This is a genomic window from Mucilaginibacter agri, assembly GCF_009928685.1.
Classification (GTDB): Bacteria; Bacteroidota; Bacteroidia; order Sphingobacteriales; family Sphingobacteriaceae; genus Mucilaginibacter; species Mucilaginibacter agri.
Genome location: NZ_WWEO01000041.1, coordinates 248171 through 261377, shown reverse-complemented (window position 1 = coordinate 261377; position 13207 = coordinate 248171). Strand labels below are relative to the sequence as shown.

The window sequence follows — 13207 nt, the reverse complement described above, 5'->3', positions numbered from 1 at the left end:
CTATATGAAAAACACCATTTTAATACTTGCAGCGGGTGTGGGCCTAAGTATGGCCATCGCATCATGCAAACAATCGGCAAATACAGCAGCTACAACCAACAAAAGTGTGGCGAAAAAAGATTCGGTTGTGAGAAAAGACAGCACACATTTAATTGGTGTATGGCTTGATGGAGATATTAAAACCGAAAAAGGCGAAAATGTTGCTTATGAGCTGGTGAGCCAAGGGACGAAGACTTACATACAGGTAATTACCTTTACCGAGAAAAAGCTGAATATCGACGAAAACCCTGCTATTTCGCCTTCGGCAATGGAATTAAAGAAAAGCGGCAACAAGTATATCAGCCTCGAACGCGCCAATGAAATATATATGGTAAACGCTGCAGGAGAGTTGAACATTTATGACGAAACCGGCATTATTGCTACCTGCAAAAGAATGCTATAAACTACTTTTTAAGGCTATGCTTACGAATCATTTTTCGATAGGCCAGCTTTTTAAAAATATAGGGTTTGTGTTGAAGGTTTAAGAAACGCTTAAACAGATGCTTTTTATCTGCCGACATTTGATCTTTATAAAGCAGATAAAATTTGCGGACTGTGTTGAACTCAGAGCGCATGAAGTGGCTTCGGTCTTTAATGGCGACAAGTATCTGCTTAAAAAGAGCCTTATACCGCGACTTAGGTTTTACGTCGCCGCTAACACTCGCATTATTATCATGCTTTCGATACCGCACAAGCGACTCGGCCAGATGTTCTGCCTTGCCGAAGGTTAATGATACTAAGGCCATCCAGACGTCATGGTACGAAATATCATCTGGAAAATCTGCGAACCGCCGGGCAAGCTCAGGGTTAAACAATGTTGTGCAACCACTCACAAAACTATTGAACATTAACGACTCGAGGTTAAGCTCGTAATGCTGCTGCCCGCGTTCGTTACGGAAAGAAGGATTTATTAAGGAACCGTCGGCATTAACCCAAAACAAATCGGTATGAACCATGCAGGGTATACTACTGTCGTTAATGCATTGTAACAATGCCGCAGATTTTTCGAGTTTTTCGGGCAGCCATTCATCGTCCTGATCTGATAGGGCTACATAGTTTTCAGGCGAAGCCAGGGATACTGCTTTTTTAAAATTGCGTACATACCCCAGTCTCTCTTCGTTTATAAAATATTTTAGCCTTTGCTGCTGCTGATATTTTTCTAAAATGGCAACAGTGCCGTCGGTAGAGCGGTCGTCGCAAACGATGATCTCAACTGGTTTTAGCGTTTGGTTGAGAATAGAAAGAATCTGCTGTTCCAGATACTTTGCGCCGTTATAGGTAGTCATTACCACAGAGATCCTCATCACGCTTGTACTTTAGAAAATTTAGCTTTCACAAAGTTCAGAATTTCGAAAACGAAAGGATTTCTGAAAATCAGTAGCTGTAATAGCAGATACATCAAACCACAAACAGCAACCGAGCTGGCAACCATATATATTAATGGCATAGACAGTTGACGGGCAAAATAAATAATGGGTATAAATATCAGTACTGCTATCAGGGCTTTTAAAATAAGCCACCAGTTGTAGCTGAACCTATAGTACTTTCGGATAAAATAAACATACAATAGCGTAACCACAGCTTCTGAGCAAATGTTGGCAATGGACGAACCGATAGCCTTAAAGTGCGGAACCAGTAAAATATTTAAAATAAGGCTCGTCGCCATTCCGCCCAGCACACACGAAAACATTTCGCGATTCTTACCCGCAGGCACCAACACCAGGTATAAGAACATATGCCCAAAACCGATAATTAGCGGCAGCAGCGATAAAATTTGCATACTGGTGGTGGCGGGTAAAAACTCTTTTCCCGAAAAAAGCATAATAAACTCGGGCGCTAACAAAGCGAGGCCAAATACAACGGGTATGGCAAAAAACACCAGAAAGTTAAATGTTTTGCTCAATGTGTCCTGAATTTCCTGCATGCTATCGTCGGCAAATTGCTTGGCAACTTTGGGCATCAGAATAACACCCATAGAGGTTACAAAGGGTAGGGTGATCTTACTTAATTTTACCGCTGCTGTATATAATCCTACTGTTTTACTATTTGATAAAAAGCCTAGTATAACCGTATCCATATCGGTATACATACTAGCCGCCAGCGTTGTGCCCAGTATAAAAAATAGCGGTTTAAGATGCTTGCGCAACTGCAGATTAGAAAATACAGGTTTAACCTTATCCCTGGTCATAAATAAACTGAGCACGTTGTTACCCATAAAAGAAAAGATCATGATGTAGAGATATACTCTGAAATCGCTGCGATCGCGGACAAATAAGTACAGCAGGCCCAGGCCAATTATTTTAAATAAAACCGAACGCAAAGCTATCGACCGGAACTGCTCCATACCGCTGTAAAGCCACTCGATATAAGTAAAGCCCATTAAGATCAACAAAACTGCTGCAAGGTGCATATCTCTGTTGTCAGCAAAATATGGAAACGTAAATATAACCCCCAAATAAATTACCGATAACGAAAAACAGGCCAGAAAGTGAATAGTGATCAGTTCTGAAAAGACCTGCGAACGGGCCTGGAAATCGTTTTTATGCCGGGCAATTTCCTTTAGCCCGTAAATGGGCACCCCAATATTGGCAATAATGGCAAAGTACTGTGCAAACGAAAACGCAAACTGAACTTTCCCAATCCCCTCCGGACCAATCATCCGCGAAACATAAGGGAAGCTTAATATTGGGAACAATAAATTAGCGAGTGTAAGTAATAAATTATAGAGGTAGTTTTTGGCCATGTTTCAGAATCGGCAGTATTGCTTTAACAAACTAAGCATCGAAGATAGAGTTTTAGTTTTTATTCTGCTTCAACGACGCTTTTAGCGAGCCATGATGCCAAGCTTACAACGTTGTTTTTACTCGAAAAATTATTTTAAATTAGCCCTTAGGCAACAAATCAACGAAGTATGAAACCGTTATTACCAGTGCGCTTTCTGATACCGATAGGTCTTTTGATAATTTCCGCAAGTTTTGTGGTAAAGCATTTTGCAGCCGTCCCGGATTTTGCCGACGGTTTCTTAAAAGGAATAGGCATTGGTATCCTGGTGCTGTCGTTGATCTTTTTGTCGAGGTCTAAGCAAACAGTATAAATATAAACGCCGCTTTAATTAGGATTTAGGTTTCTGCCGAAGGAGATCAATTAATATCCCTATTGCAACCCCTACGGTATAACATAACAGATCACTCCACAAAAAGCCTTCGCCCAAAACCAGTCTTCCGAAAAGGGTATGCCTCAGCTCGTTTATCCACGGGGCTTTATATAGCTGGCTAAACTCAATTGCATAGCAAAACAGCAGGCTGATAATCCCCGCAAATTTTATTGGCTTGCTGCTAAACAGGAAACGGACAATAAAGTAAACCATTAGTGCCCATAAAATATCACCAATAAACAAGGGTATAAATGTGTAATGGCGGGAGATTAAGCCGGCAAATATAGTTACTACAACAAGTACAGAATAAAGCAATCGTGTTTTGCGCACCGGGAGATTTGAGTTGTTCAAATATATGTAGGTTGACGAACAAACACGCGTTTGATTTTAGGGAAATCAACAAAAAATTATATTTGCATTATCAACTCTTTTCGGGATGTAGCGTAGCCCGGTATCGCGCCAGCATGGGGTGCTGGAGGTCGTGGGTTCGAATCCCGCCATCCCGACAAAACCTTTCTTTTACAGAAAACGTCATACTGCAAGCAAAGCCTTTCTACAATAACTTTTTTCCCTCAAACGCGCGGACGGAATTCGCTAAATACCCTCTATGATAACGGCCTATACAAAAGGGATGTATGTCCGAAAAATTGATACTTTTGACGTTTCCAATTCCAAATAACTTATGAATGTTAAATAAGTGTATTAGATTAAAAACAGGTATGCTTATTTTATGCCACTTAACCTTATAACATCGACTTCGCCATATCTATGAAATTCAGGAATGATATACAGGGCTTACGAGCAATTGCCGTATTGCTGGTTTTAATATTTCATCTAAACTCTAGTTACTTACCTGGCGGGTTTATAGGAGTAGACATCTTCTTCGTAATATCAGGGTATTTGGTATCAAGCATAATAATTGATAAAAAAGGAAAGGATTCTTTTAATTTATCCGGATTTTACATCGGAAGAGTAAAGCGAATAGTACCAGCTTATTTGTGCTTTCTGATTATTATTTTTTTGTTGGGTTGTTTTGTTTATTTCCCGATGGATATCGGCGGCTTAAGAAAAAACATCTTTTATGCTGCCATTTTTAACTCGAACAACTACCTGGCATCTCTGGATACCTACTTTGGTGCTTCAAGTAGTGAAAACCCTCTTCTTCATACCTGGACTTTGGCTATAGAGATGCAGTTTTATTTCATATTGCCTCTTTTTTTAATGCTCGTAAACAGAAAATATTATGCCCCAGTCCTTATATTTTTGATAATAGCTTTGTTTGGGTATTCCTATTATAACAGCACATTTTTAAGTAACAAAAGTGGGATGTATTTTTCCTTAGCCGCAAGGATGCCTGAATTTCTTATTGGAACACTCATGGCTGTTAAGGGGAGCTTATTAGAGGTAAAACAGCCCAGGTTTAAAAACTTATGTTCTTTAGGGGCACTAATAACTATCGTAATAACTGCACTTTTACTTAATGAGAAAAGTAATTTTCCAGGTGTTATAGTACTGGTTCCTTGTATTTCTGTAGCCTTTATATTAATCAATTCGGATAGTGTTCTTAATAAATCAATCTTATCGAATAAAGTACTGGTTTATATAGGCGAGTTATCTTATTCGATATATCTCTGGCATTGGGGTTTGATGGCTTTGTTAAGGTATTCCAATCTCAGGTATCAATTTACCTTATCGGAAGTAGCCTTGTTAATGATCGTGATTGGTGTATTTTCTTACTTGTCATATAAATACATTGAATCTTATTTCAGAAAAATACAAACTAATAACCTTATTAAAGTTATTTCTGCGTCATTGGCTATTTTGTGTATTACCGCATATCTTGCACCTAAGGTTAACAACGCAATTTATCCAATCCCCAAGAAATATAGTTACGCTACTTTTGGACTAGATTCTCACTCTGACACATTTAAATTCCCAGAAAGGTTTGGCGATTTAAATAAGAAGAAAGATTCAATTTTATTAATCGGAGATAGCTTCGCATTAATGTATAAACCGGTGTTAGATTATATCGGAAAAAGGCATGGGTTTAACTTTTTAACGGTAACAAACGATGGCACCCCGTTAATACCAGGAATTGCCCGCGAAGATTTTTCAAATAATAGTTTGTTTACCAGATACCAAAAGCTTTCTAAACAAAGCAGTGCGCTAATAAAACAAAGTAATTTGATACTTATTTCATCATCGTGGCGCCACGAAATTACCTCTCTGCCTCAGGCATTTGGTGCTTTTGCTAAATTATTGAGGCCAAATCAAACGGTGATAATTTTATCAAACTTTCCCTCACTAAATAAAAATCCGATAAAAGTTAACAGAGGCGTTGTGAGAAATGTTAGTGTGGATAATAATTACGTTTTGAAAACAAGGCAAATACCCGATGAAATTATAAGGATTTAAAAAAAATATCCTAACATACATGTAATGGATAGCATAAAATACGCGAGTTTTCGGAAAGAAATACCGTTTAACAGGCATACAATTATGTATTATGATGAAAACCATCTGAATATTTATGGAACGGAATTCTTTTCAAGAAAAATAGAAAATGAATTTGTACAACAATGGGATTCAATTTTGAAAAAGTAATTGCGCGGGGTTCCATTGTATCGCCGTTAATTTCGGAGGGGTTATTGTATTACAACACGAAGGATGCTATGATATTAATGCGCCGCATCACCGGTTGTTTATTAAAATAGCAGGTGTAACTTTTGATTATCTTCATGTAAATTAGCCAATCGAATTAATAGTATGAACTACCTTAATAAATCTATAGGCAATATTGTAAGCCTTGGAAAAGAAAAGCACGATGAGTATGTTAATGCTTCGCCATTTCCGAATATTGTAATTGATAATTTTTTTGATGAGGAAATGCTAAGTAAGGTGGCGGATGAATTTCCGGACCTTTCTAAACTAAAAGATGTAAAAGCCTACGATAATCAAAACGAAAAAAAGTTAGAGGGAAAAGGGGAGCGTCATTTTAGCGAAACAGGCAGGCTATTGGCACACTATCTTAATTCGGAGCCGGTGCTTCAGTTTTTGCAGGAGCTAACCGGAATTAAAGAAACCCTGTTGCCAGATCCATACTTCGATGGTGGTGGTTACCACGAAATTAAACCAGGAGGCCTATTGAAAGTACACGCAGATTTCAATAAGCATCAAAGCACTATGCTCGATCGCCGCATAAACCTTTTAGTGTACCTTAATAAAGACTGGGAAGAGAGTTTCGGCGGCCATTTTGAGCTTTGGGATAAGGAAATGACCAGCGCACATCGTAAAGTATTACCGATATTTAACCGGGTGGCCATTTTCTCCACAACTGATTATTCTTTTCACGGTCATCCTAATCCTTTAACTTGTCCGGAAGATCGCAGCCGGAAGTCGATGGCTTTATATTACTATACTAACGGACGTCCTAAAAGCGAGCTGAACCCAAAAGCACATGCCACGTTGTTTAAGGGCAGGGCCGGTGTTGCGAATGATGTTAGTAAAGAACCGGTAACCTTTAAAGAAATTGTGGTTGATTTGGTACCTCCTATTTTGATTAAAGCTGCGAAAAAAATATTAAGGTAACGTTTTTCGGCACCCTTATTTAGGAATTGATCAATAAAGAAGATTGTTGCATAGCGTTTCTGCCTTGAGCAATCATTCTTATTCCATATAAAGAGGTGGCTATGGCGCAGCCAGTGCTAACCAGCGCAATCACTTCAAAACCGGCAAGATGTTGTTTAATCAAGATCATGCCGGTAAAAGCTACAACACAGGTCCAGATCCCCATAAAATAATCGAACGATCTTTTGAATATGTATCCTAGTGGAAAAAAGTGAAGCCCTACAATAAGCGCCATTGCCGGAACAAAATAGTTGAAAAGCTTAATGTTGATCAGCACATTGGCAGTTAAAAATATAGCAAGGCCTTCTAAGGCGCCAATTATCATAAACCACTTATCTTTTTTCTTTTCATCCGCGCTTTTCACACCGGGAAAATCACTTGCCAAAGTTTTGGCGGCATTGCTAAATTTAAGATAGTAGCTTATAAATACCGAAACAATTACCACGAATACAATACCCAAAGCTGCGTAATCTCTGCCATTTAGGTTATACTCAGCCAAAGCAATCAATCCGGCCGTAAAAATGCTCATTAGAAATAAGCCGCCAGCCATGCTGTCGAGCGTGGTTTTTAAATTGATTGTCATTTGCGTTAGGGGTATTAGGGGTTAGAAAGTTAGGCCAATTTAACGAATAGCGGGATTCGTTTCAAAAAAATTCGAGCAGTCTACTTTTTCCGAGGGCATTGACTACCGCATAAATAAGAATAATGGTATTATTGCAACAATAACCAATTTATAAACCTGTCACAATAATTGGCGTTTTTGAGCATTATTTGGCGAGGTGTAAAACAATTACGATTGCAATGCCATGATGCAGCGCCTGTTTAACAGAACCATACCGTTCTGCTTCTTTTTCTTCTTTCTATATAACACCACTGTTCGAGGTCAGGAGCGGGTTGCTATTGACGGTAGTACCCAGGAACACGTTTTTACATTCAATGAGATACAATGGTTAGAAGATCCGCAAAGCACTTTCACCATAAACCAGGTAAAATCGGCAGCATTTGAAAAGCGGTTTCGGCAAAATACCGATCTGTATCCTAAAAACGTTAATAGCAGCTCTGTTTATTGGTGTAAGATTAAAGTTAGGCTGGATAGCTTGCCAGCCGATAAAGAAAGCCTTATCGAATTTTTTGATCAAACTACAGATGATATCAGCGCTTATATCCCGGGTAGAGATGGGTATTATAAAGAATCGAATGCCGGTGCTGCCCATAGCTTTGATAAACGACTTTTTAAGCACAAAAACTTTGAGTTTAAGCTGTTGAATAAGCAAAAGGGTGAGTATACCTATTATTTCCGGCTGAGATCGCGCGAGCGGGTAAATGTTATTATTGTTTACCGTACAGTTGCCCGCTTTATACATTATGCGTTAACTGAATACCTGTGCTACGGGATATTTTACGGCATGATTCTGATCTTCTGCCTCCACAACCTGTTAATGTTTATGGCGGTAAAAAAGCTGCAGCATCTTTTTTACGTACTATATATCTTGAGTGTTGGTTTTTATGAGTTGAGTGTGGATGGCATTGCGTTTCAATACATCTGGCCCGACTCGCCAAACTGGAACCAGTATGCCTATGGTACGTTTTTGTTTTTAATCAGCGTGTTTGCGCTGGAGTTTACCAAGGCGCTGTTGCGTGTGAAAGAGAAAGCCTTGCCGCTTTATAAACTTATTAATATTGTTATAGCGCTCCGTACGGTTTACTACCTGTATTGCTTCTTTTTCGATAAAAACCTATTCATTTATAAGTTTATTGATTTTGTGCCACTTACCATAGCCTTTGGTACCGGTATCTGGATCTGGGTTAACGGGTTTAAACCAGCCCGGTTCTTTGTGGTGGGGTATACATTTTTGTTTCTGAGTTTTTTACTGAAGTCGGCTACGGCATTGGGGGTAAATTACCTCGTTGGTCGTATTATCGGGCATTATAGCCTCAGTATTGGTTTCGTGTTCGAAATGGTATTCCTGTCATTTTCAATTGGCGACCAGGTGCGGTTGCTGCGAAAAGAAAAGGATAAAGCCCAGGAAGAAATCATCAATCAAATGGCGATAAATGTGGCACTGAAAGATTCGATAAATCGTGATCTGGAAGAACAGGTGAGGATCCGCACAGCCGAAGTGGTAAGGCAGTCTAATGAGATCATCGAACAATCTACCTTAATCGAATCGCAAAACGAAGAGTTGATGGCTCAAAACCACCAGTTGGAGATGCAAGCCGAAGAAATTTCGAGGATGAACGTGTTGCTCGAAAAAGACAACATTAAGCTTAAAACTAAGATAGAAAAGGTTACAGACGACCGGGCCATGTCTACCGAACTAAGTTTTGAAGAGTTTAGCGCAAAATATCCAGATCAGGAAACCTGCTACAAATTTTTATCCGAACTTAAATGGAGCGAAGACTACAAATGTTTGCGTTGCGAAAACACCAATTATTGCGCCGGCCGTATGCCTTACAGCAGGCGGTGCACCAAGTGTAGTTATGAAGAATCTGTTTTGCAGCGTACCATATTTCATAACAACCGTATACCTATCAATAAAGCATTTTACATCGTTTACCTGCTATACTCAAGTAAGGGAACCATCTCATCACATCAGCTTTCAGAAAAATTGGGCATCAGGCAAAGCACCTGCTGGTCTTACGCGATCCGCATTAAAAAGGTAATGCTCGAGCGTAAAAAGGAAGTTAAAAAGGGCGGGAAACAGGGATGGAGCCGACTGGTTATTGCAGAGCAGACTTCCTGAAACTTACGCCGAATAGCGTCACGCCGTTCTTAATCCGCTTTCATTCTTTATTAAAAATGGCCCCACCGGGGCCATTTTTGTATCTCCAATCTATTTTTTTTAGTTGTTCATTAAGCGTATCAAAGCGCGCTTTGCTTATTTCCTCAATTGAGTGTCCCTGGTACGCCGATGCCCATTTACAACGTTTTCGTAACTTGTGTTTTAATCGTATCAAATTACTCATAACTTATTAATTATTAGGTGTTTATGATAAATTTTTCTTGCTTTTTAGCTTAAAAGCGCGCTAAATTAGCCCTCACCAATTGATACAAAACACACCCACTTACTAAACTGTACCGGCTAAATGACAGAATAAAATTTCTGGACAGAAGCATCTGTCTATGCGATGGAATTAACCAGGTTTATTTCGCGCAATTATTTTCAGCAGTAGTCACTGCCTAACCAACAAATCAACTCTAACAACAAATTATGATCAAAAAAATTACTTTACTAATTACGTTCTTACTGGCCATCTGTACTTTTTCGTATGGGCAAAACCATACGGTAAAAGGCACAGTTTCGGATAGTAAAGGATTGCCTGTACCCGGCGTTACCGTTAAAGCTAAAGGCACAAGCAATGCTGTAGCGACGGATGCAAAAGGAAACTACAGTTTATCTGTAACCAATAACACAATACTTGTTTTCAGCAGCGTAGGATACGCCACGCAAGAACAACCAGTAAACAGCAAAACATCGATAAACGTTACGATATTAGATGATACCAAACAGCTGAATGATGTTGTGGTAATTGGGTATGGTACCCGCCGCCAAAAAGATGTTACCGGCGCCATCTCAACCGTTAAAGCAGAACAACTCGAAAACGAAAACCCCAACAGCGTAACCGACCTGTTGAAGGGCAACGTAGCGGGTATTAGCGTGGGCATGACTGCAACTGCCAAAGGCGGCGGCAGCGGCGATCTGTTAGTACGTGGTAAAACCACACTTTCGGCAAATACGGCACCGCTTATCATTTTGGATGGGGTTATCTACCAGGGCCAGCTTGCCGATATCAACCCGAACGATATCGAAACCATAGACGTATTGAAAGATGCAAGTTCACTTGCTGTTTACGGGTCAAAGGCAGCAACTGGTGTAGTTGCCATTACCACCAAAAAAGGGAATTCTGTAAACGGAGCCCCAATCATTACCTTAAATGCTAACGTTGGTGTGGCTCAATTAGAGCATAATCAAAAGGTTTATGACGGCCCCGGATTTTTAAACTGGCGTTCTGACGTGCAGCGTGCAAATAACACTACACTTCCTTATTATCAATTTTCAGATCCTCGCAATTTGCCCGCAGGTGTTACTGTAGCGCAATGGATGGCATTAACCGGCGCCACCGGCGATCCTGTTGATCAATGGTTACAACGCCTGGGCCTTGTTGCCAACGAGCGTACCAACTACTTCGCCGGTAAAACAGAAGACTGGGCGAAGGATGTTTTCCGTAATGGATTGCGTCAGGATTATACCGCGAGTCTTTCGGGTAAAAAAGAGGGGATGAGCTACTACATGTCTACCAACTATACCGACAACCAAAACATCATAGAAGGTGCGCAATACAAAAACTATCGTTTCCGTGTGAACCTGGAAGGGGAGGCTTCGAAGTTTTTAACCTTTGGTGTTAACGCGCAGTTTGCATCGAGAGATGAGAGTCCTATAGCCGCCGATTGGACACAAATAGTAAACAATTCTCCCTATGGCGATTTTTATAACCCGGATGGTAGCCTAAGACGTATCCCAACCGATGATAACGGCTTAAATGCACGTAATCCCTTATTAGCTCACCAATACGATGAGCGCATGGCAGTACAGAACACATTGTTTGCAAACTTATACGCCAAGGTGAAATTGCCTTTCGGTATCAAATACCAGTTCAACTTTGCTCCTGATATTGAATCCTACAGAAACTTCTACCATAATTCATCGCTGAATCCTAACGTAACTACGCCAGGTGGTTCGGCAACCCGCTCTATGGAAAACAGGTACAAATACACCATCGATAACTTGTTAACCTGGAACAAAACCTTTGGTGTACATAGCATTGATGTAACCTTATTGGCGGAAGGAGAAAAATACCAAACCTGGTATGATAACGACGGCAACCAGGGTTTCAGCCCGACAGACGACCTGAGTTTCCATAATATTGGCTCGGGTAATTTACCAACTGTAAGTAGCGATGACCGTGTTTATACTGCCAGCGGCTTAATGGCTCGCGTAAATTATTCGTTGTTGGGCCGTTATATATTAACAGGTTCCGTTCGTAAAGATGGTTATTCTGCCTTTGGCCAAAATAATCCTTATGCTACTTTCCCGGCGGGCGCATTTGCATGGATATTTACGGATGAAAACTTTGTAAAGTCGAGCAAGGCATTAAGCTGGTTAAACTACGGTAAGTTACGTGTAAGCTACGGCGTAAATGGTAACCGCGACCTGCAAACCGACGGAACTGTTGACCCTACTATCGCGTTTGCGTTATTAGGCTCGAACAAATACCCAGTTATCAGCGGAGGAACAGCTACAGCAGGAAATGCGTCATTTGTAAACAATATTGCAAACCCCGACCTCAGATGGGAACAAACCGCATCCCTAAACTTTGGTTTGGACTTTGCCGTGCTCAACAACCGGTTGAGCGGTAGCATAGATGTTTATCACAAAAAAACCAGCGACCTTTTAGTTAAGAGAAGCATCCCGCAGGTAATGGGATATAATCAAACTACCGTAATTTCAAACATTGGACAGTTAGACAATAACGGTGTCGAGGTGTCTTTGAGCAGTAAGAACATCAGAAGTGCAAACTTTAACTGGAGCTCTTCGGCCACATTCTCATTAAACCGCAACACATTGAAGCACCTTTACGGACCAACAACGGTAACAGATGCCAATGGTAATACTACTACCACCGAAGCCAATGACCCGGCAAACAACTGGTTTATTGGAAAAGATGTTAACGTAATATGGGATTACAAAGTAATAGGTGTATGGCAAACTGCCGAAAAAACACAGGCAGCACTATATGGTGCGGTACCGGGCGATTTTAAATTGCAAAAACTCGTTAATGATGGCCCTAACCAATACAAGTATACCGATGCCGATAAACAATTTATCGGGTATACCAGTCCTCGCTATAACTGGTCGTTGCGAAATGATTTCAACTTCCTGAAGAACTTCGATTTTTCATTCCTCTTGGTATCGAGCATGGGGCAGTTAAACCAATTTAATCAGGCCAAAAATAGTCCGGGCAGCGTGGGTAATCAACGTCAAAGCTCTTACGTATACCCATACTGGACAGCCGACAACCCAATTAATGATTATGCACGTTTGAACTCGGGCTCAAGCGGTACCTCTTTCAATATATGGCGTAGCTCGTCATTTGTGCGTTTAAACACCATTTCATTCGCTTACACCTTGCCAAAAAACCTGGTGCACAGCATGCACATGCAAAATCTAAAAGTTTTTGCGAATTCGAACAATACCTATGTGTATGCTCCTAACTGGCATTACTGGGATCCGCAAAATACCACCGATGATGGAAGGCCTGGTCCTACTCCAAGAATTATTTCAATTGGTGTAAACGCAACTTTTTAAGAGGGATTTAAAAGATAGA

General features: G+C 40.4%; 10 protein-coding genes and 1 tRNA gene. 7 read left to right on the top strand and 4 right to left on the bottom strand.

All coding sequences use genetic code 11. The features are described 5' to 3' along the window. The first annotated feature begins 4 nt into the window (after positions 1 to 4). Positions 5 to 442 carry a hypothetical protein gene (locus GSY63_RS08450; RefSeq protein WP_166585355.1) on the top strand — a complete coding sequence of 146 codons (438 nt, stop codon included), beginning with the start codon at positions 5 to 7 and terminating at the stop codon, positions 440 to 442. A 1-nt stretch (position 443) separates the two neighbouring features. Here GSY63_RS08450 and GSY63_RS08445 read toward each other — a convergent pair whose 3' ends face one another. Both GSY63_RS08445 and GSY63_RS08440 read right to left on the bottom strand, forming a co-directional pair. Beyond that, on the bottom strand, positions 444 to 1343 hold the full coding sequence (locus GSY63_RS08445) for a glycosyltransferase family 2 protein (RefSeq protein ID WP_166585354.1): 900 nt from the start codon (positions 1341 to 1343) through the stop codon (positions 444 to 446). Beyond that, entirely contained in the window at positions 1343 to 2782 is a 1440-nt protein-coding gene (locus GSY63_RS08440) for a flippase (RefSeq protein ID WP_166585353.1), read from the bottom strand. The genes GSY63_RS08445 and GSY63_RS08440 overlap by 1 nt, the downstream gene beginning before the upstream one ends. 168 nt (positions 2783 to 2950) lie before the next feature. Between GSY63_RS08440 and GSY63_RS08435 the strand changes: the two genes are divergently transcribed. Continuing rightward, positions 2951 to 3133, top strand: a complete 183-nt coding sequence (locus GSY63_RS08435; RefSeq protein ID WP_166585352.1) for a hypothetical protein — start codon at positions 2951 to 2953, stop codon at positions 3131 to 3133. Between the two features lie 18 nt (positions 3134 to 3151). Here the strand turns inward: GSY63_RS08435 and GSY63_RS08430 are convergent, their stop codons facing one another. Continuing rightward, positions 3152 to 3544, bottom strand: coding sequence for a ribosomal maturation YjgA family protein (locus GSY63_RS08430; RefSeq protein WP_208094494.1), 393 nt, complete (start codon positions 3542 to 3544; stop codon positions 3152 to 3154). 81 nt (positions 3545 to 3625) lie between these two features. Here GSY63_RS08430 and GSY63_RS08425 point away from each other — a divergent pair. The 3 genes from GSY63_RS08425 (at position 3626) to GSY63_RS08415 (ending at position 6781) form a co-directional block, all read left to right on the top strand. Continuing rightward, positions 3626 to 3699 (top strand) — tRNA-Pro (locus GSY63_RS08425). Positions 3700 to 3961: 262 nt separating this feature from the next. Beyond that, positions 3962 to 5608 carry an acyltransferase family protein gene (locus tag GSY63_RS08420; protein WP_166585351.1) on the top strand — a complete coding sequence of 549 codons (1647 nt, stop codon included), beginning with the start codon at positions 3962 to 3964 and terminating at the stop codon, positions 5606 to 5608. Positions 5609 to 5959: 351 nt separating this feature from the next. Then, entirely contained in the window at positions 5960 to 6781 is an 822-nt protein-coding gene (locus GSY63_RS08415) for a 2OG-Fe(II) oxygenase (protein ID WP_208094493.1), read from the top strand. A 19-nt stretch (positions 6782 to 6800) separates the two neighbouring features. Here the strand turns inward: GSY63_RS08415 and GSY63_RS08410 are convergent, their stop codons facing one another. After that, positions 6801 to 7403: a long-chain fatty acid--CoA ligase gene (locus tag GSY63_RS08410; RefSeq protein WP_166585350.1), complete on the bottom strand. Its 603-nt coding sequence runs from the start codon at positions 7401 to 7403 to the stop codon at positions 6801 to 6803. Positions 7404 to 7626: 223 nt separating this feature from the next. Between GSY63_RS08410 and GSY63_RS08405 the strand changes: the two genes are divergently transcribed. Together GSY63_RS08405 and GSY63_RS08400 are read left to right on the top strand one after the other, a co-directional pair. Beyond that, positions 7627 to 9564 carry a 7TM diverse intracellular signaling domain-containing protein gene (locus tag GSY63_RS08405; protein WP_243749186.1) on the top strand — a complete coding sequence of 646 codons (1938 nt, stop codon included), beginning with the start codon at positions 7627 to 7629 and terminating at the stop codon, positions 9562 to 9564. Positions 9565 to 10032: 468 nt separating this feature from the next. Continuing rightward, complete coding sequence (locus tag GSY63_RS08400; protein WP_166585349.1) at positions 10033 to 13188, top strand: SusC/RagA family TonB-linked outer membrane protein; 3156 nt, start codon at positions 10033 to 10035, stop codon at positions 13186 to 13188. Positions 13189 to 13207 lie beyond the last annotated feature (19 nt).